We start from the raw sequence: 19633 nt of genomic DNA, 5'->3' as shown, positions 1-19633 counted from the left end.
CCATCGCCAGACCGAGCTGGGAGAACGCCTCGCTCTGGTCGCTGGTGACACCGCCCATGGTGTAGGTGGCGCCCGCCGGCAGGTCCACCTTGTCCAGGGCGTCCTCGACGGCGGAACCGGCCGCGCCCGTGTCGTCGCCGACGGGGACGGCGGAGACGGTGGTGGTCTGCTGCCCGTCGGTCCGGGTGCGCTCGGCCGGAGCCTCGGTGCGGGTGATGGTGGCGACGTCACCGAGCTGCACGGAGCCCGCCTGCGTGGGGATCTCCAGCTTCTGCAGCGCCGCTGGCGAGTCGGGGGTGTTGCCCGATGCCTTGATGACGACGTTGCTCTGCTCGCCGTCGAGGACCACCTGCGCGGCGGTCGTTCCCTGGAGGGCCTGGTTCACCGCGGAGGCCAGGGTGGCGCCGGTCAGACCGTACTCGGCCGCGGCCTCGCCCTTGGGGACGACGCTGATCTGCGGGGCACTCTCGGCGAGGTCGCTGGTGACCTGGGTGACCTTGTCCAGCGCCTGCTGGATCCGGTCGGTCGCGGTGCGCAGCACGGTGGAGTCGTCGGCCTGGACCGTGACCTGGACGTCGCTGTCGCCACCCACGCCGCCGCTCGCCGCGAAGGCGAAGTCCCCCGCGCCGCTCAGCTTGTCGAGCCGCTTCTCCAGGTTCGTCTGCAGACTGTCCGCGTCGACGCCGTCGGCGAGCACGATGGTGTACGTCGCGGTCGACGCCCCGGTGTCGCCGACGCTGCTCGAACCGCTGTCGCCGAGGCTTCCGGCGGTCACCTGGTAGACGGAGACGCCGTCCGTGCCAGCGATGATCTTCTCCACCCGGCGGGCGGCCGCGTCCGTGGCGGCCAGGCTGCTGCCGGGCGACAGCGTCTGGGTCAGCCGCAGGCTGGTGGCCCCGGACCCGCCGAGGAAGCTGGTCTTCAGCGCGGTCGTCATGGCCAGGGTGAGCACCAGCAGGGCGAGCGCACCGGCCAGTACCGTCTTGCGGCGGCGCAGCGACCACGTGATCAGCGGCAGATACCAGCGCTGGAGGCGGCCGTGGCGCTCTTCGGCCTCGACCCGCCTGCGGTAGTCCTCGGGATCGACGGAGCCCGCGTCGGCGGGAGGCTTGAGGAACCAGTACGCCAGCACCGGCACGATGGTCAGCGACACCACCAGCGAGGCCAGCATGGCCACCGTCACGGTGACGGCGAAGGGACCGAACAGTTCACCCACCATGCCCGAGACGAAGGCTATCGGCAGGAAGACGGCGACCGTGGTGAGCGTGGACGCGGTGACGGCGGAGGCCACTTCACGCACCGCGCCGATGACGGCGTGGTCGCGGTCCTCGCCGTAGGCGAGGTGGCGTTTGATGTTCTCCAGTACGACGATCGAGTCGTCGACGACCCGCCCGACGGCGATGCTGAGGCCGCCGAGGGTCAGCATGTTGAGGCTGTAGTCGCGGGACCACAGCACGATCAGCGCGATGACGAGGGACAGCGGGATCGAGATCGCCGTGACCAGCGTGGAGCGGGCCGACCGCAGGAACAGGACGATCACGAGGACCGCCATGACCAGACCCAGGAGACCCTCCTTGAGCAGTCCGTGCACCGAGCTGCTCACCTGGGGACCGGCGTCCGAGACCACGGTCAGCCGGGTGTCGTCGCCGAGCTTCTTCTCCAGACCGGGAACGAGTCCGCGGACGTCGGCGGAGATGGATGCGGCGCTGCCGTCGTGGTCCATGGTCACGCTGATGCCCAGGCTGGGCTTGCCGTCGGTGCGGGTGAGTGAAGTGGCCGCGGCGTAGGCGAGCTTGACCGAGGCGACGTCCTGCAGCTGGACGGGGGCGGAGGTGCCGCTCGCGGAACTCACGGAACTCGCGGAGTTCGCCGACGAGGACACCCACAGCTTCCTGATCGCGTCCAGGCTCGTCACGTTCTCGGGCACGGAGACACTCAGCGACTGCTTGTCGCCGCTGACCGAACCCGCGGCGTGCGTCCCCAGATCGGACAGGGCCGTGGAGAGGTCCTGTGTGGTCAGGCCGGCTCCGCTCATCGCCGCGGTGTCCGGAGTCACCGTGACGACCCGGTCGCGTGCGCCGGACACGGTGACGTCGTTGACGCCGTCGACGTTCCTCAGTTCCGGGACGACCTCGTCGTCCAGGGCGGTCGCCAGGACCTGCTGGGACGCGCCGGAGGTGGCGGCGAGGACGATGGTCGGCTGGTCGTCCGTGCTTCCGGTCATCACCTCGGGGTCCACGCCGTCGGGCAGTTGGGCCGAGATCCTCGACACCGCCTGTTGCGCCTTCTGGGCGGTGTCGTCGATGTTCGCCTCGAAGTCGAGCTGAAGGACCACCACGGCAGAGCCCTGGCGGGAGGTCGAGGAGACGCTCTCCACACCGTCCAGGGTCTTGACCGCGTCCTCGATGGGCACGGCGACCTGGTTCTCGACCACTTCGGGAGCGGCACCGGGGTAGGTCGCGGCCACGGTGACCATCGGGAACGACAGGTTGGGGATCAGCTGTTGCTTGATCGACGGGATGGCGTAAACGCCGAGAGCGACAACGAGAAGGGTGAACAGCGCCGCCAGTTTTCGGTTGGCGATGCTGATCCTGGTCAGCCAGGACATCGGCGTGATTCTCATTCCGTAGGGCCGGGAGGTCGCGACGCCCCCCGTTGGGGGCGCCCCCTCACCCTGGTGGCCGTGCCCCGGCTCTGGCGTCGCTCTCACGCATGGACCCTGGCTACCGCCCGCGCGGTACCGCGGCCGGTGCCTACTGCGTGGGCGGGTGACTTCCCGGCTTCACCAGACCGCACTCGTAGGCGATGACCACGAGTTGCGCACGCTCACTGACTCCCAGTTTGGCCATGGCCCGGTTGATGTGCGTCTTCACGGTGTACCGGCTCAGCCGGAGGCTCCGGGCGATGTCCTCGTTGGACAGGCCCTTGGCCGCGAAGGCGACCATCTCCCGTTCGCGTGGCGTGAGTTCGGCGAGTCGGCCGGGGGCGGCCGGCAGCGGTGTGTGCTGCTGTTCCCGGAACCGCTTCACCAGGGCGACCGACGCCGTGGCCGAGAGCACCATGTCCCCCCTGGTCACCGTCTCGATGGCGGCAAGCAGCTCGGGCGGGTCGGTGCCCTTGCCGATGAAGCCGTTGGCGCCACCCAGCATCGCCTCGGCGACGTACTGCTCGGTCTCGAACGTGGTCAGCACGAGGATCTTCACGTCGTCGAGCGAGGAGTCGTCGCGAATCGAGCGCGTCGCCTGGAGTCCGTCGGTCCGGGGCATCCGGATGTCCATGAGCACCACGTCGGGTACGTGAGCGCGTACCAGCGCCAGGGCCTCGTCGCCGTCCGAGGCTTCCCCGACGACCTCGTACCCCGGGCTGTAGTCCAGCAGCAGCCGCAGGGTGCCGCGCAACAGGGTCTGGTCGTCGGCCAGGACAACCCGGATCGTCACCGCACCACCGTCTCGGCAGCGGCCAGGGGCTGCACACGGCCGGTCTCATGGAGCGGCAGGACAGCCGTCACCAGGTATCCGCCCCCGTGGACGGGGCCGGCCTCGCACGTTCCCCGTACTGCCGCCGCGCGTTCCTTCATGGACAGCAGTCCCCGGCGTGTCCCCTCCCCCGCGATGTGGGCCGACCGCGGGGAGGGCCCGTTCCGCACGTTCAGCACCAAGGCCTCGGCCCCCCAGCACAGCTCGACCTCAGCCGTTTCGACGTGGGCGTGCTTCTGCACATTGGTCAGGGCCTCCTGGAGGATGCGGAAGGCCGTGACGTCCACGGTCGCGGACGGTCTGCCCGGCTCACCACGCTGCCGCACGTCCACCTGGAGCCCGGCGAGCCCGAACGACCCGGTGAGGTCGTCCAACAGGGAAAGGCCCGGCATGGACTGGTGGGCGAGCGCCGCCTCGGTGCCCTGACCGAGCGCGCCGACCGTGGTGCGCAGTTCCTGCAGGGCGACCTTGGCCCCGTCGCGGATCTGCTCCAGCAGGCCGTCCGGACGCGGCACGCCGGCGTTTTCCAGATGCACGCCGACGCCCGCCTGCGCATGGATCAGAGTCAGCTGGTGGGCGACGATGTCGTGGAGGTCGCGGGAGATCCGGACCCGTTCCTCGGCGACCTGACGCGCGGCTTCCTCGGCCCGTGTCCGCTCTGCCCGCTCCGCCCGCTCGCGCAGGGCCGCCACGACGGCACGCCTGCTGCGCACGGCGTCGCCGACCGCCGCCGCCGCGACGATCCACGCGGCCGCACCGAGCCGCTGCGGGTTGGCAGGCAGCTCGGACTGGAACGCGAGCACGGTCACGGCGACCCAGGCCGCCGCCAGGGCCGCGGTCGCCCACGCACCACGCCGGCCGGTCCGCAGGGCGACCGTGTAGACGGCCACCTCGATGGCCGGGAGCATGACGTCGAGAACGCTGCCCGCGGCCTGGTTCACGACCGACAGCACCAACACCGCGGCAAGGGTCGGGACGGGAGCACGGCGCCGCATGAGCAGCGCGCAACTGCCGGCGACGATGAGGAGCACATGTCCGGCGTCGAGTCCGCGGAGATCGTCCCGGTCGATCACCAGAAGGGTGAGCAGTCCGAGCACGGCAGTGATCACCGCAGGCATCCACGATGCCACGGCCGGGCGCCGCGTCGCGCGTACGTTCGGAATACCTGCGTTCACCTTTGAAGGGTAGAGGGAGGGTGGCGGGCTCACGTCCCGCACCTGCAGCAGCCGGTGTACTGCGGTCGCGGTACCGGGTGCCGGTGAAGCCGGCCGTGGTGTCCCAAGTTCACGTTCCACTGAGCGGGCATCTCTCGGCTCAGGCCTGTCGTCGCCGATCACACTGCTGGCACGAGCGGAGCCCGGTCGGCGCCTGTCGCACCTTGTTTGAAACCTGCGGCAACGCGGACAGCCGGCCCGGAGCGCACACGCCGTCCGAGCAGAAGGCAGGCCATGGCGAGGAGTCCACAAGACCATGCGAGGGCCGCCACGAAGGGCCACGTTGAGAACGTCCGCCAGGTCGAGGGACACGGCCGGGAACTGGTCGAACTGTGAGCACGCGTGCGGGAAAGCCACGCCGCTGGGCAGCGAGATCGCCCAGATGCCCGAGCCGTTGGCCGATCGCTGGAAGGAGAAACGATGCCTGAGAGCCTGGCAGGAAAGGTCGCCTTCATCACCGGAATCGCCCGGGGACAGGGGCGGGCCCACGCCGTGCGGCTGGCTCAAGAAGGGTGCGACATCATCGGCGTGGACATCTGCGCGGACATCCCGACGATGACGTACCCGAACGCCACACCGGACGATCTCACCGAGACGGTCCGGCTGGTCCAGAAGGAGAAACGACACATCGTCGCGCGGACCTGCGACGTACGCGACTTCCCCGCCCTGCAGACAGCGTTTGAAGAAGGGTTCGCCGAGTTCGGACGCGTGGACATCATCATCGCCAACGCCGGCATCATCAGACTGGGTGACGAATCCGACGACTTCCTGGCGGACTGGAACGACGTGATCGACGTCAACCTCACCGGCGTTTTCCACACTGTCCGGGCCGCGCTTCCGGCGATGCGCGCCGGCGGGCGCGGTGGCTCGATCGTGATCACGAGCTCATCGGCCGGACTCAAAGGCACACCCTCGCTCAACACCAGCGGGATGGCCTACACCGCCGCCAAGCGGGGCCTCGTCGGACTGATGCAGAACCTGGCGGGCGCTCTCGCCCCCGAGTGGATCCGCGTCAACACCATCCATCCGACGGGAGTGTTGAGCGGCATGAGCCAGAACCCGGCGATGGACGCCCTCATGGCCCAGGCCGCCGCCGGCGAGAACAACCTCATCTCCGGCATGCAGAACGCCCTGCCCATCGAGATCCTGCAACCCGAGGACGTGGCGAACGCTGTGGCCTACCTCGTCTCGGAACAGGCGCGATTCATCACGGGCATCCAGTGGCCCCTCGACGCCGGCTTCGCCATCCGCTGAGGCCACCGGCCCCTAGCCTCCCCAAGGAATTCTCGGCATGGAGACCCCTCAATACTTCGAGACCTTCCCCGACTTCGCCTTCGAGCGCACGCAGAGCGGAGTCCTCACCCTACGGCTGCACAGCGCCGGCGAACCGGCACTGCTCAGCTCCCGCCTGCATCGCGATTTCCCGCGTGTGCTCAGGCAGATCGCCGACGATCGAGCAAACAGGGTCCTCGTCCTGACCGGCACCGGCGATCACTTCATGACCGAGATGGACCTGACCGAAGATCGTCAGGCTTTCAAACCCCTCAACTGGGACGAGATCTTCTGGGAGGGACGCCAAGTACTACGGGCCTTGGTCGACCTTCCCATGCCCATCGTCGCAGCCATCAACGGTCCTGCCACCATCCACTCGGAATGGGTCCTGCTGGGCGACATCACCATCGCCTCGCAGACCACGCACTTCCAGGACCTTCCGCACCTGGGCGGCGAGGTCGTGCCGGGTGACGGGATCCATGTCGTATGGGAAGAGATCCTGGGCATTAACCGGGCCCGCTACGCCGCCCTGACCCAGCAAGTGATCCAGGCCGATGAGGCGCTGCGGCTCGGCATGGTCAACGAGGTGGTTCCGTCGTCCAAAGTGCTTCCCCGAGCCGTCGAGCTCGCTGAGGCACTCGCTGCCAGGCCATCGCTACTGCTACGGCTGACACCGCTGGCCTTGCGGCAGCGACTGGCGAAGCGGCTGGAAGAGGGCACGACCCTGGGCCTGGCCTTGGAAGGCCTGTCCATGGCCGACAAGCCTTACCAGAACTGACGACCAGCTGGGCAGCCGCAGGCAAGAGCCCGGCCTACCAGCGGAAATTGGGGAAGAGCCCGCACACGAGCTCATTGTTGGGCACAACATGGCGGACGAAGGTGCGGCAGCCGATGCCAGCCGCGAAGATGATGTCGTCGACGGTCGTTCAGCCGAATCCTCGCCGCGCGAACAGGGTCTCTCCAGGTACTCGAACAGGGCCGTCGACAACTCCACGCAGTCCCCGACCGAGCCCGTGGAGGGTAACAGTCCAGAGGCACGAGCGCGTTCGCCGCCACGACCGTGCGGGTCGACGTCCGAGTCCGTCCCGCTGCGCCGGAGACGCCGCTCCGGGTGCTCAACGACAGGGTGACGGTTCTTGCCCAGCTACCCCTGCCCGGCCCACACGCCCGCTGCCGGACGACCCGCTACGGCTTCACGCCTGACGGCCTCACCGACGCCCCGTCCATGGTCGCGCGGATCGGTGAGGTCGTCCTCACGGGTGGGCTGACCGGGCTGACCGCCCACACCGGACTTGCCATCAAGAACGCGACGCCTTTCCCCGCCAGCTGCGTGGTCACCACGGTCGACGGCACCGGCACGTAATGGCAGACGCGAGCTGCTGCGACCGAAGCACCTGCGCGGCGCCGAAGACCCTGCGCCGGCTCCTGTGACCAGGTTCGAGTCCAGCGCCTTTGCGGCTGTCAGGGACCGGCCGTTCCCGCCGGCGTACGGAAGCCGATCGAGTCGGGATACGGCACGGCCACGGCCGTACCGGTGTCCGTGAGCTGCCCGGATCCCCGATCCACCAGGAACAGGTTGACCGTGCCGCTCGCCTCGTTCGCGACGAACAGCCACCTCCCGCCGGGGTGGAGAGCGAAGCTCCAGGGGGTGACACCGGCGCAGGAGATGCGCTGGACCTCGGTGAGCAGGCCGGTCCCGCGGTCCGCGGCGAAGACGACCAGGGTGTTCTCGCCCCGGTTGGAGGTGTACACGAACCGGCCGTCACGGCTGATGACCAGTTCGGCGGCGCTGGTCGTGCCCGTGTGGCCGGGCGCGTTGGTCGTCAGGCTCTGGAGCTGGGCCAGCGTGCCGTGTCGTGCGTTCCAGCGCAGGGCCTGGAGGTCGGCGGTCAGTTCGTTGAGCAGGTAGACGGTACGGCCATCGGGGTGGAAGGCGAGGCGGCGGGGTCCCGAGCCCGCCGCCGTCGCGTAGGCGCCGGGACCGTCAGGCGTGGCGTCGGACAGGGCGCGGGTGGCCTGGTCGTAGCGGTAGACGAAAACGCGGTCGGCGCCGAAGTCGGCGACCAGGGCGAACCGTCGGCTCGGGTCGATGACCATGTGGTGCGGATGCGGGCCCAACTGCCGTGGGCTGGGTCCGGAGCCGGTGTCCTGCACCCGGGACGCGACCGCGCCGAGCCCGCCGTCCGCGCCGATCGGCACGGTGGCCGCCGTACCCGCCGCGAAGTCAGCGACCAGCAACGTCCGCGAGCGGCGGTCCACACCGATGTACGACAGCCCGCCGCTGCCGGTCGGCACGCTCTCCGTCCCGACCTCGCCGATCTGGCGCAGGCCACCCGAGGCGTCGTCGATCTCGAAGACCCGGATGAATCCGCCCTGTTCGCTGCCGGCCACGTACAGGACCGGGCGGGTCGGGTGCACGGTCACCCAGTTCGAGCTGACCTGCGCGACAGACCCGATGGGTGTCATGGTCCCGTGGACGGGGTCGAAGCGCACCGCGTACACCTGACGCTGCCCCCAGGTGCCGATGTAGACGAGGTCCGTGGTCCCGGTCGGCGCCGCCTCGGTCGGAGCGGCGCCGAGCAGCGGGACGGCCGCCGTGGTCGCGGAGACCGCCAGGGCGCCGAGCACGGTTCTGCGGGACGGCGCGTACGGCCGGAGCCGTTGAGATAAGCGCGGGGAGTCGTTCATCGAGAAGGTGGTCCTTTCCTCGCTTGTCGGAGAGGCCGTGGCTCTCGGCCGGCCGGGTGTGCGACGGCGGGCGGCCAGGCCGAGTCGTTCGAGGGCTCAAGTATCGAGAGCGGTCAGCACGCCGTTGACGGCGAGTGTTATCACGACCGGGGATGATCAGTCTGGCGAACTCGCCTACCACGTCAAGGTTCTGGCCTGCCTGGGCCAGGTAGACGTCGAGCCGCACGCGACAGCAGTCGGCGAAGCTGTACCGCCTGGTGCTCGACGAACTCGACTCCCGCGGAGGACCGGCCCGGATCCACGGCGACAACGACAAGGGCTACGACTACTACCGCAGACTCGACCAGATGAGATGACTTCTTCGGGCCTGTTTCGGAAGCACCGGCGGGCGGGGCCGACAGTGGGGGCTGTAAGGATACGGCCATGGAGCAGATATTGAGTCGGCAGGAAGCATCGGAGGCGGTCCAGAACCACGGGTGGCGCTTCCTGCTGGGCACCTTGCGAACGTCGGTCCGGGTCGGGTCGTTGGCTCAGGCGATGGGCGTGGCGGCGGACGCTGTCGCGGTGTGCGGCACCGACGCCGACCGGCACCTTATGGTCGATGTCCGCCCCGATCGGGTCGTCTTCACTCTGCAGTCGTCGGACCGCGCAGCGATTACCACCCGGGACGTCGAACTCGCGCGTCAGATCTCCGCCACCGCTGACAGGTCCGGGCTTCTGGCAGAGCCGGAAATCGGAACGGGGGCACCGCGGTCCGTGCAGCTTGTGGAGATCGCGATTGACGCACTGGATATCGCAGGGATTCGGCCGTTCTGGAAGGCAGTGCTGGGCTATACGGATGAGGTGGGTGCCGAGGGACCGGAGGATCCACTCATTGACCCGGTCGGGCAGGGCCCGGCGATCTGGTTCCAGCAGATGGACCGGGCGCGCCCCGAGCGCAATCGCATCCACTTCGACGTCTGTGTTCCGCATGACGAGGCACCCCGGCGGATCGAGACCGCACTGGCGGCTGGAGGCCGACTTGTGTCCGCGACCCGCGCCCCCGCTTTCTGGGTACTTGCCGACCTGGAGGGGAACGAAGCCTGCGTGACCACATGGCAGGGCCGAGACGGCTGAGACTTCCTTCGAACGTGCTCTGGACGTGGGACTTCTGCCGAACCCGGGGAAGGTACAGACGGGCTCGCCTCGCTGAGGGGCTCCCTCGAACGCCGAAGTGACGATGCGTCGGATGTCGTCGTCGCTCACCGATCGGGTATTGGCGGCATCTCAGCAGCCTCCCGAGATGCATGGTGTGCCGTCCTGCAGGCAAGGTGGACGGATGTCTGAGTCGTCCTTGCCTGGAGGTTTCGTCAATGCGGTCGTTCGTGTCGGGGACACAGTGCGCCGTCCAGCCTCGGCGAAGTTCGTGGGTGATCTACTGAGGTTGCTTGAAGCCGGTGGTTGGGGTGGTGCTCCGCGGTATCTCGGTGTGGACGACGAGGGCCGTGAAGTCCTCAGTTACCTCGACGGCCACGTGGCATGGGAGCCGCGACAACCTGCCGCTGTGTCATCGGACGAGAGTTTGGTGACGGTCGCCCGGCTCGTGCGTGAGTTCCATGACCTGACGGCCGGCACCCCGCTGGCCGGAGATCACGAGGTCGTGTGTCACAACGACCTGTCGCCCAAGAACACGGTCTATCAGCTGTGCAGTGGCGAGCTTCGGCCAGTGGCATTCATCGACTGGGACCTTGCGGCACCGGGCGCGCGGATCCACGACATCGCTCATGTCTGCTGGCAGTACCTCGATCTGGGCCCTTCGGTCACCGACGTCGAGAAGGTAGCCCGACGCATGAGGCTGATCGTTGACAGCTACGAGTTGCCGGACCGGCAACGTCTCGTGTCCACGATCCTGTGGTGGCAGGACCGGTGCTGGCGGGGCATCGAGACCCAGGCCGATGCGGGTGACGTCGCCATGACCCGGCTCCGGGACGCAGGCGCGGTGAGGCAAGTGCAGTCGGCCTATCAGTGGGTTTCCGATCACCGGGATGCGTTGGAACGCTCGGTGCGGTGAGCACGTGGGTAACGGCCGCGGTCGGTTCGCCGGTTCCTCCCCGTGGCGGTCGGACGGCCGTCGACGTCAGCGTTCGCGGCTGGCTGCGGAAGCTGCCCGACGGCCGGTTCACCACCTGCCTGTGACCGGGAACGCTGCTACCCGGAGCGGCTCGGCACGAGCCGGCGGTCACCCGTTCAAGACCGCGCTGCTATTCCTTCCGGCCGTATCTCCGCTGCCCTCCCATATACGGCGTTCGGCGCTCAGTGGGTCGTCGAGCGTGTGCGGGGTCGTGTCCCAGGTCATCGTGGTGCGGCGCTTTTGGGTGTAGCGGGGCCAGTGGGGGCCCGGGTCAAGGTCGCGGACGAAGGCGACCCAGGCGCTGTGCATCGCGTCGGCGAGGGACTGCGGTGGATGCGGGCCCGTCGCGGCGGTGACGCGTTCGGCGTTCAGGAGGTCGAAGGCGAAGGGGATGTCGATGCAGTGGGCGGCGCTGCCCCAGGTGAAGTGGTAGAGCCAGGTGGGCAGTTCGTGGTGTGCGCGGGTCTCCGCGAGGGTGAGTGAGGGGCCGCGGAAGACAGCGTCGGTGAGGGCCTGGCCCATGCGTTGCGCCGGGTCCGTCTTGTCGTGGAGGGCTGCGTACTCGCTCACGGCTTGGGGTCCGAGGCCGTTGGCGGCCAGCATGGCGTGTACGGCTTCGGCCGGTGCGGGTGTCGGGGTGGCTCCGGGCGGGGGGTTGAACTCGCGCCGGGTGAATCCGAGCAGAAGTGGCACGCGGGACGCGCTGCCGTCGGCGAAGGCTTCGGGGACGGGGACCGGGACCAACTCCCCGTCTGCGAAGGGGGCCAGCGTCAGTCCGGCGTCAGGAGTGGCGAGGGCGTCCTGGAGGGCGAGCAGTTCGTCATCGGTGAGGTCGCGGAGTGCGGAGGCCAGGGCGGGGACGCCGGTGCGTTCGGTCAGGCGGGCCGAGTCGGCGAGGGCGTCGCGACGGTGCTGGGGGGACCTGACGGCGCCGGACTGGGAGATCGCGGCGCGGAAGAGCCCGTGTGCGGAAGGCGTGGCCATGAGGGTCTGCGCGGCGCCGCCGCCGGCCGACTGACCGGCGACGGTTACCTTTCCGGGGTCACCGCCGAACGCGGCGATGTTGTCGCGTACCCAGGTCAGCGCGGCGATCCAGTCGAGCACGCCGCGGTTGTCGGGGGCGTCGTCGAGGTGGAGGAAGCCCTCGATGCCGAGCCGGTAGCCGATGGAGACGAGGACGATGCCGTCCCGGGCGAAGGCCGATCCGTCGTACCAGGGGCTGGCGGCGGATCCGGCGACGTAGCCGCCGCCGTGGATCCAGACGAGTACCGGAAGGTCCGCGCCCGGTGTCGGGGACGGGGTGAAGACGTTGAGGTTCAGCACGCCGTCGCCCGGGATCGACGGCTCGGGGATGGTGGTGGGGCCGTCGAGGATGAAGGGGCGGCGTTGCGCGGTCGGCCCGTACCGGGTGGTGTCGAGTGGTTCGGTCCACGGCTCGGGCGGGACGGGGGCGGCGAAGCGGAGTTCGCCGACCGGGGGCTTGGCGTAGGGGATGCCGAGGAAACGGGCGGTGGTGTCCTGCCACGTCCCGAGGACAGGTCCCTGGGACGTGACAGCGCGTACGGACTGGGGCACGGAACAACCTTCTCGTGGAGGTGGGGGGTGGGAGGAGAGAGGAGGAAGGAACGAGTGGTGGTCCAGGGCTACTTGACGCCCTTGATCGGCCGGATCGCCAGCGCGCTGATCAGTACGACGGCCATGGCGAAGACGAACAGGACGCGGTAGCCCGGCAGTTTGTCGCTGCCCGCGGCGAAGGAGGTGATGAGCACGGAGGCGATGATCGGTCCCAGTGCCTGCGGGATGTTGGTGGCGATGTTGAGCAGGCCCAGGTCCTTGCCGGCCGCCGAGCCCTTGGGCAGGACCTCGGTCATCAGGGCCATGTCCAGCGACATGTACGTACCGAAACCCATGCCGCTGACCAGTGCGTAGGCGTACATCGCGGGCAGGGTGGGGCTGGCGAGCGGGATGGCCATGGACAGGGCCAGCAGGACCGAGGCGCCGACCACGAAGATCTTGCGGCGGCCGGTGCGGTCGGAGATCTTCGCCGCGGGGAGGGCACCGGCCAGGGTGCCGACGAGGGCGAGTACGGACATCAGCTGCTGGGCGCTGTCCACGGTGTCGGCGTCGAGGCCCACGTAGTCCTGGAGTGCGTACCGCTGGTAGGTGGCGACTCCCCAGTAGCCGAGGATGAACGTCATCCGGGCCACGAACGCCCAGGCGAAGTCCGGGTGCCTGCGCGGCGAGACCCAGAAGCCGGTCAGGAACTCCCGCCAGGAGAACGGTTCCGGAGCCTCGGGGCGGGTCCGGTCGCGGTTGAGCAGGACGAACGCCAGCACGGTCACCAGGACGATGGCGGCGATGACGCCGTATCCGAGGCCGAGCCGTCCGGCGTAGCGGGCGGCGAGGATCACGCCGAGTGTGGCGCCGAGGTTGGAGCCGAGGCCGACGAAGGCGGAGACCATGCCGAACCGGCGGGGAGCGACCCGGTCGGCCATGACGGCGGTCAGCGGGGCCTGGATGACGTTCAGCAGCACCTGGACGGCGACCCACAGCAGCGTGAGCCACAACAGGGTGGTGGCGTGCGAGATGGCCAGCAGGGCTAGGGTCGCGCCCACGGCGCCGAACAGCATCCAGGGGGTGCGGCGGCCCAGGCGGCCCCGGGTGCGGTCCGAGATGGCGCCGATGATCGGCTGGGCGAAGAGCGTGACGATCGACGAGGTCATCGTCACCAGTGCGAGGTTCGATTCCTTCGCGGCGGCGTCGAGGTTCTGGATCTGGGTGGGGAGCAGAACCACGACGAGGCCGGCGTAGGCGGTGTAGAGAGCGGCGAATCCCGCGCCCATCGACCACATCAGGACGTTGACCTGGGAGCGGCCCAGGGTGTCGTCCGTACGGGGAGTGGCGGGGGCGGAAGAGGTCGAAGCGGACAAGACGCCTCCACGGGGACGGACCGGCTGCGTTGCCGGTGCCGGGAGTATGGCCTCGTTCATTTATTTATTTCAAGACTCGAAAAAAAATATCTTGGCCACCCTGACCGGATCCCGTCGCGCCGGAGGCACAATCGACTGGTGAACGCACCCGCCGACTCGGCCGACGTACGACGCCGTAACCTGGCTCTGGTACTGCGGTACCTCGACGCCCACGGCCCCTGCGCCCGTACCGAGGTCGCCGTCGGCACCGGACTGGTGCACGCCACGGTCACCGCGCTGGTCGCGGAACTCATCGACCGCGGTCTGGTCTGCGAGGCGGGCTCCGTGCCGTCCGGCGGCCGGGGCCGCCCCCGGCGCCTGCTGCGGCTCATACCCGAACGCGTGGTCATCCTCGCCGCCCAGGTGACCCTGGAGTCCGTGCACGTCATGGCGGCGGACTTCCGGGGCCGCGTCCTGCACCGCGAGTCGGCCCCCCATCACGCGCCGTACGGCGATCCGCGCGCCCTGGCCGCGGTCATCGCCTGCCTGGTGCGGTCGGCCGAGGCGGCGGTACGGGACGCGACGCCGCACGCCCACCTCGCCCAACTCGCCGTGGCCATGGCCGGGCCGGTCGTCGGGCCCGCCCATCTGGTCGCCGCCGCGATCGACTTCGGCTGGCACAACACGGACCTGCGCGCCCTGGTGGCCGCCGAACTCCCGGGGCTCGACTGCCCTGTCGACGTGGTCAACGACGCCAACATGGCAGCCCTGGCCGAGTACCACGCCCTCGCGGCCGAGGGCGTACGGCACCCCGACACCGTCGCCTACATCAAGGCCGACACCGGAGTGGGCGGCGGGCTGCTCGTGGACGGCCGGGTCCACAGCGGTAGCCACGGCATGGCGGGCGAGATCGGTCACCTGCCGATCGCCCTCGACGGCCCCGAATGCCGTTGCGGCACCCGGGGCTGCCTGGCGACCTACCTCGGCCCCGAACCCCTCATCCGCGCCGCCGGACTGGAGCGGCTCGCCGAGGCGCGGGGCGGTGAAGCCGCACTGGCCGAACTGGACCGCCGCCTGCGCGACGGCGATCCCGACGCGGTCGCCGCGCTCGGCGCGGCCGGGCACGCTCTGGGAGCGGCCGTCCTCGGCGTGTCCGGCGTCACCGACGCCGGTGAGATCATCCTCGGCGGTTACCTCGCCACCTGGGCCGCGTGGTTCAGGCCCGGCCTCGAAGCGCGCCTTGCCGGACGCCGCGCCCTGTCCCCCGACATGCAGCCGGTCATCACCTTCGGCGTCCTCGGCGGTGAGGCGACGCTGCGCGGCGCGTTCCAGACCTGCCGCGACGCCCTGCTCGACGACCCCACCAGCGTTCCCGCCACCCAGCGGACGCCGGTCGGCGGGCCGGTGCGGCAACGCTGAACGCCGGCATGCGATCACCGTGTGATGCGGACAACTGCCGCCGCCAGCAGGGTGGTTGCGGCCAGGGCACCCCACAACGGCGCCGGACCCGCCGTGAGCAGAGCGGTGAGCGCGGCCGGCGCGGCGGCCCTGCCGATGCCGGTCGACAGCTGCCAGCGGGCGAGCGCGCGGCCGCGCAGCCGCGGCGGTGCCATGGCCAGGACCAGCGGTGTGGCGCTGCCGGTGTAGAGGATCTCCCCGGCGGTGTACAGCACCGACACCGCGGCGACGGTCACCGTGCCGGCCTGGCCGCCGAGTGCGGCCGCCGCCCAGAACCCGAGATAGGACAGGGCGAGCACAGCCCCCGCGGAGGCCAGCACCGACCGCCGGGAGCGCCGTGCCAGCCGCAGCACGACGGGTACCTGGGTGAGGATGACCAGCACGGTGTTGGCCACGAAGATGCCGGCGGACCAGGAAGGAGAGGCGTGCAGGGAGGTCACCAGCATGGCGGGCAGCGCCACTTCGAGCACGTCGTAGCAGAACGCGTACGGCAGGTTGACCATGCTCAGGACGGTGACCTGCCGCAGGCCGCCGCCGGACGTCGCAGCGGCACCGGAATCCACCCCCGCACCGGCGGGAGGCTCCACGTGCTGCTCGTCCGCGTTCTGTGCGGCGGCGGGAACCCTCGTCGACCACACCAGCGCCGCCGCCACGAGGTATCCCAGCGTCGTCACCACGGCCAGAATCCGGAGCGCCCCGGTGCCGGCGGCCACGGCGAGCGTGGCGACCAACGCCCCTGCTCCCATACCGGCGTTGCGCAGTGACCGCGCGGCCGCCAGGGCGGCGTCGCGGTGCCGGTCGTCCGCGAGGGCGGCGACCATTGCCGCGTGGGCCGCGGGCCAGCACTGCACGCCGATGCCCAGCAACACCGCCGCCGCCGTGTACCCGAGCGGTCCGGTGGCCGCCAGCAGGACGACGGTCCCCACGACCCGCACCAGCAGCGTCGCGGCCACCGGCGCCGTGAGCGCCCCGCGGTCGATCCACCGGCCGGTCAGCGGGACGGCGCCCAGGCCCCCCAGCATCCCGGCGGACAGCGCGAGCCCGGCATCGCGCGTGTCCAGGTGCAGCACGCCGATCCCGTACAGCAGCAGGAACGGCCGCATCAGCCCGGCGGCCAGGGCGTCCACCAGCAACGCCGAGGTGTACCGTCCGCCACCCGGGACCCGCGGCAACCGGGTCAGCCTGACGAGGGCCCCCGCATTCCCCGCAGTACCCGTACCCGTCCCCGGATTCGTATCCGTCCCCGGTTTCGTATCCGTATCCGTATCGGTTTCCGTCCTCATGGCCGTCACGATCCGCGCCGGTTGCACCGCCGGGCACGTGGATTGACGATCAGCGCCAATCCGCTTCCCGCCCGGCCGGGCCACCCGCCTCCGGCTGCGACGATGAGGCCATGAGCGTGACCATCGACATCACGGGACTGCCGCCCGAGCAGATCCGCTTCGTACCCTCACCGCTGGCCGAGCTGACCGCGATGCTGCACGTTCTGGCCGAGCCCAACCACCACCCGGAGCTGCTCGGTTGGGCCACAGCCACCCTGTCTTCGCTCCCGTCCGGTCTCGCCGACCGACTGCTCGACGCGGAGGCCCTGTGGAGGTCAGCCCGCGCGGACTTCCTCCTGCCCGGCCGCCCCGGCGCGACGCTGGCCGACGAGCTGGACGCGGTGGACCGCATCTCGGACGAGGCCTACGCCACCGCGGCACTCACCTCCCAGCGCGCCACGGCGTCCGCGTTCGAAGCACCCCCGTCGCCGCTCACCCACCGGGCAGCCCGGGAGCGTGCTCTGGAGGTGGCCCGAGCCGGCGGGCCACGGCAGGCGGCCTTCGCGGAGCGGCTGCTGTCGGACCCTCCTGCCGTACGTGCCTGGGTGCGCAGGCTTCTGCACGACTGCGAGGAGTCGTTCTTCGCCGACACCTGGCAGCGCACCCGGCATCACCTCGGCGCCGACGCCCGCCAGAAGTCCGACCTGCTGAGCCGGCACGGCCCGGAGCAGACCCTGGCAGCCGTCTCCAGCGCCATCACCCTCGACACGGCACACCAGCGGCGGCGCATCATCATCGACAAGCTCCAGGACGTCAGTACCAGCACCACCGCCGAGACCGGTCTCACTTTCATCCCCAGCGACTTCGGCCGCCCCCACCTGACGATCGTCTTCTCGCCCGGCTGGCATCCCGTCGTCCAGTACCCCGCCGCCCAGCCCGGCCTCGACCACTCCGCGGCATCCGAAGTGGTCCAGCGCCGCCTCGAGGCACTCGCCCACCCGCTACGCCTCCGCCTGTGCCGCACCCTGGCCCGCGGCCCGCACACGACGGGTGAACTCGCCGCCTACTGGCAGCTCACCGCGCCCGAGGTGTCCCGGCAACTGGCGGTACTCAAGAAGGCCGGACTGCTCGTCACCCACCGCCGAGGACGGTACGTACGCTACGAACTCGACCTCGCCACCAGCGCGCGCCTCGGCACCGATCTGCTGGAGGCCCTGCTGCGATAGACACACACCGCGAAGATCCCGCCGCGATCCCGCGCCCACCACACCGACGCGAGTTCCGGGCCGGCAACCCGATTCCCAAGACCGTGACACCGGCCACCGCGCGCTCTATCGGCGAACCACCGGCATGCAGCTGAACGTGATGCTCAGACCGTGCCCTCCATGGCGATGGGACGTTCTGCGGTGAGAGAGCAGGCGGTCGCGAACCCTGGGGTGCACATGACGTCCACTTCCCCTCGCCGGGAGCCGATTCGTGTCGGTGTCGTGGGGTTGAGCGCGAGCGGCGGGTGGGCGGCCACCGCCCATGTGCCGGCGCTGGCCGGGCTCGACGGATACGAGTTGCGGGCCTTGAGTGCCGGCAGCGCAGAGTCGGCGCGTGCGGCCGGTGAGAAGTACGCGGTGCCGTTGGCCTTCGGCAGTGCAGAGGAGCTGGCCCGCAGCGACGAAGTCGATCTCGTGGTCGTGACGGTGAAGGTTCCTCATCACCTGGAACTCACCCGACCCGCACTGGAAGCGGGGAAGATGGTGTTCAGCGAATGGCCGCTCGGTGCCGACCTCGCGCAGGCCGAAGAGCTGGCTGACCTCGCGCAGCGCAAGGATGTGCTGACGGCTGTCGGCCTGCAGGCCCGGTCGGCTCCGCCGCTTCGGTATCTGCGGGACCTGGTCTCCGACGGTTACGTGGGGCGGGTGCTGTCGACCAGCATGCTCGGGTCGGGCGGGATCGGGGGCGCCACTTACGACGACGACCATGCGTACGTGCTGGACGTCACGAGCGGCGCCACACTCCTGACGATCCCCTTCGGGCACTCGGTCGACGCGCTGACCATGGTGCTCGGGGAGTTCCGCGAGGTGTCGGCTCTCATCGAGAACCTGCGCCCGGAGGTCACCCACGTCACGAGCAGGGCGGTCGCGGCCAAGAGCGCGGAGGACCAGATCGCCGTCACCGGTGTGCTGGAGTCGGGGGCCGTGGCCGCGATGCACTTCCGCGGTGGGACGTCCCGTGCCACCGCGTTTCATTGGGAGATCAACGGCACGGAGGGTGACCTCGTCGTCAAGGCCGACCTGGCTCAGTGGTGGTACGGGGGGACGCGGCTGTACGGAGCCCGGGGAGAAGAAGGCGCGTTGACCGAGCTCCCGGTGCCCGCCCGCTATCAACGCTCGCTGACGCGATGGACCGAGCGATCCGCCGAGCCCGCCTGCGGCGTCGCTCACGAGTACGCGCTTCTGCGCGACCAGGCCACCGGGAGCCTTGCACCGGACGAGGACGGCGTTCCCGACTTCCGGCACGCCGTCCCGCGGCACGCCATGCTAGAACGGGTCCGAGAGGCGGCGCGCGCGGGCCGGAGGGTCACACTCGCAGAACACGGCGCGTAAGCCCCGAAGCGAGAACAGGCTTTCTCCCAGCTGAAGAACTGGAAGATCCTCCAAGACTGCCGCACCGTGGTCAGCTCAGCGTCAAGTGCACCAGGTCGATCTCCTCGTCACGAGCCCGGGCGAAGCACCGGCTCTTCCCCGTGACGACGAAGCCACACTTCTGCAGCACACGGATGGAGCCGGCATTGTCAGCGGCGGCGTCGGCGTGGAGCGGCCGGACGGGTTCCAGCTCGATCAGTTCGGCAAGAACGGTGGTGGCGATGCCCCGACCCCAATGCGCTCGCCCGATGACATACGTGACCTCACGCTCCTGGGGCGGACCGAAGACGGCGGCATGCCCTGCTACGACGCCGTCGGCAAGAACGGTTCGCAAGATCACGGACGGGTCCGAGCGCACTTTCGCCCAGTGCTGGTCGAAGTGGCCACGGTCGTAGTGATACTTCCTGGTCACCGCTGCCATCCGCTGCAACTCGGGATCCGTCAACTGCTGCCAGAAGAACGGCAGGTCGCTGTCCTCAAGCCGGCGCAGAGATATGTCCATGGACGCAGTCTCAGCCTCCACAAGAGAGGTACCCGGATGGCTGGTTCAGCCTAGACCCAGCTTGCAGTTACGGGACAATCTTTAAGTCGTCCCGGCGCTGGGTGGT

The 19633-nt window shown here is 69.8% G+C and carries 17 protein-coding genes; 9 read left to right on the top strand and 8 right to left on the bottom strand.

The features are described 5' to 3' along the window. The 3 genes from KVT45_RS50370 to KVT45_RS50360 all read right to left on the bottom strand — a co-directional run. The coding region (locus KVT45_RS50370; protein ID WP_217561030.1) for an efflux RND transporter permease subunit at positions 1–2608 on the bottom strand (2608 nt) is incomplete at its 3' end. A 145-nt stretch (positions 2609–2753) separates the two neighbouring features. Further along, positions 2754–3437 (bottom strand): response regulator transcription factor, encoded by a 684-nt coding sequence (locus KVT45_RS50365; protein ID WP_217561029.1) that lies wholly within the window; start codon positions 3435–3437, stop codon positions 2754–2756. Next, positions 3434–4651 carry a histidine kinase gene (locus KVT45_RS50360; protein ID WP_217561027.1) on the bottom strand — a complete coding sequence of 406 codons (1218 nt, stop codon included), beginning with the start codon at positions 4649–4651 and terminating at the stop codon, positions 3434–3436. The genes KVT45_RS50365 and KVT45_RS50360 overlap by 4 nt, the downstream gene beginning before the upstream one ends. A gap of 459 nt (positions 4652–5110) precedes the next feature. Here KVT45_RS50360 and KVT45_RS50355 point away from each other — a divergent pair, with 459 nt between their 5' ends. From KVT45_RS50355 to KVT45_RS50345, 3 genes are all read left to right on the top strand, one after another. Continuing rightward, positions 5111–5944, top strand: coding sequence for a mycofactocin-coupled SDR family oxidoreductase (locus KVT45_RS50355; protein WP_217561025.1), 834 nt, complete (start codon positions 5111–5113; stop codon positions 5942–5944). A 37-nt stretch (positions 5945–5981) separates the two neighbouring features. After that, on the top strand, positions 5982–6740 hold the full coding sequence (locus tag KVT45_RS50350) for an enoyl-CoA hydratase/isomerase family protein (RefSeq protein WP_217561023.1): 759 nt from the start codon (positions 5982–5984) through the stop codon (positions 6738–6740). Positions 6741–7073: 333 nt separating this feature from the next. Next, entirely contained in the window at positions 7074–7325 is a 252-nt protein-coding gene (locus tag KVT45_RS50345; RefSeq protein WP_217561021.1) for a hypothetical protein, read from the top strand. Between the two features lie 98 nt (positions 7326–7423). Here KVT45_RS50345 and KVT45_RS50340 read toward each other — a convergent pair whose 3' ends face one another. After that, the gene (locus tag KVT45_RS50340; RefSeq protein WP_254648534.1) at positions 7424–8650 is read right to left on the bottom strand and encodes a lactonase family protein; all 1227 of its coding nucleotides are present in this window, start codon (positions 8648–8650) and stop codon (positions 7424–7426) included. 423 nt (positions 8651–9073) lie between these two features. Here KVT45_RS50340 and KVT45_RS50335 point away from each other — a divergent pair, with 423 nt between their 5' ends. The 3 genes from KVT45_RS50335 to KVT45_RS57930 all read left to right on the top strand — a co-directional run bounded on the left by KVT45_RS50335 (position 9074) and on the right by KVT45_RS57930 (position 10825). Next, on the top strand, positions 9074–9766 hold the full coding sequence (locus KVT45_RS50335) for a VOC family protein (RefSeq protein ID WP_217561019.1): 693 nt from the start codon (positions 9074–9076) through the stop codon (positions 9764–9766). 202 nt (positions 9767–9968) lie between these two features. Then, positions 9969–10700 (top strand): phosphotransferase, encoded by a 732-nt coding sequence (locus KVT45_RS50330; RefSeq protein ID WP_217561017.1) that lies wholly within the window; start codon positions 9969–9971, stop codon positions 10698–10700. Continuing rightward, positions 10697–10825, top strand: a complete 129-nt coding sequence (locus KVT45_RS57930; RefSeq protein ID WP_302832677.1) for a hypothetical protein — start codon at positions 10697–10699, stop codon at positions 10823–10825. The genes KVT45_RS50330 and KVT45_RS57930 overlap by 4 nt, the downstream gene beginning before the upstream one ends. Positions 10826–10868: 43 nt before the next feature. On the opposite strand, the gene KVT45_RS50325 is transcribed toward KVT45_RS57930, so the two are convergent. Together KVT45_RS50325 and KVT45_RS50320 are read right to left on the bottom strand one after the other, a co-directional pair. Continuing rightward, the gene (locus KVT45_RS50325) at positions 10869–12335 is read right to left on the bottom strand and encodes a carboxylesterase/lipase family protein (RefSeq protein ID WP_217561016.1); all 1467 of its coding nucleotides are present in this window, start codon (positions 12333–12335) and stop codon (positions 10869–10871) included. Between the two features lie 68 nt (positions 12336–12403). After that, on the bottom strand, positions 12404–13690 hold the full coding sequence (locus KVT45_RS50320) for an MFS transporter (RefSeq protein ID WP_254648533.1): 1287 nt from the start codon (positions 13688–13690) through the stop codon (positions 12404–12406). A 138-nt stretch (positions 13691–13828) separates the two neighbouring features. Here KVT45_RS50320 and KVT45_RS50315 point away from each other — a divergent pair, with 138 nt between their 5' ends. Beyond that, a complete protein-coding gene (locus KVT45_RS50315; protein WP_217561012.1) occupies positions 13829–15088 on the top strand; it encodes an ROK family transcriptional regulator in 1260 nt (419 codons plus the stop codon). Between the two features lie 14 nt (positions 15089–15102). Here KVT45_RS50315 and KVT45_RS50310 read toward each other — a convergent pair whose 3' ends face one another. Continuing rightward, entirely contained in the window at positions 15103–16299 is a 1197-nt protein-coding gene (locus tag KVT45_RS50310) for an MFS transporter (RefSeq protein ID WP_254648532.1), read from the bottom strand. Positions 16300–16520: 221 nt separating this feature from the next. Between KVT45_RS50310 and KVT45_RS50305 the strand changes: the two genes are divergently transcribed. After that, the gene (locus KVT45_RS50305; protein ID WP_217561008.1) at positions 16521–17615 is read left to right on the top strand and encodes a DUF5937 family protein; all 1095 of its coding nucleotides are present in this window, start codon (positions 16521–16523) and stop codon (positions 17613–17615) included. A 216-nt stretch (positions 17616–17831) separates the two neighbouring features. Beyond that, positions 17832–18986: a Gfo/Idh/MocA family protein gene (locus KVT45_RS50300; protein ID WP_217561006.1), complete on the top strand. Its 1155-nt coding sequence runs from the start codon at positions 17832–17834 to the stop codon at positions 18984–18986. A gap of 70 nt (positions 18987–19056) precedes the next feature. On the opposite strand, the gene KVT45_RS50295 is transcribed toward KVT45_RS50300, so the two are convergent. Continuing rightward, on the bottom strand, positions 19057–19527 hold the full coding sequence (locus KVT45_RS50295; RefSeq protein ID WP_217561004.1) for a GNAT family N-acetyltransferase: 471 nt from the start codon (positions 19525–19527) through the stop codon (positions 19057–19059). Positions 19528–19633 lie beyond the last annotated feature (106 nt).

The sequence above is a fragment of the Streptomyces sp. GbtcB6 genome (assembly GCF_019091475.1).
GTDB classification, from domain to species: Bacteria; Actinomycetota; Actinomycetes; order Streptomycetales; family Streptomycetaceae; genus Streptomyces; species Streptomyces hyaluromycini.
This window is presented reverse-complemented; position numbering and strand designations above follow the sequence as displayed.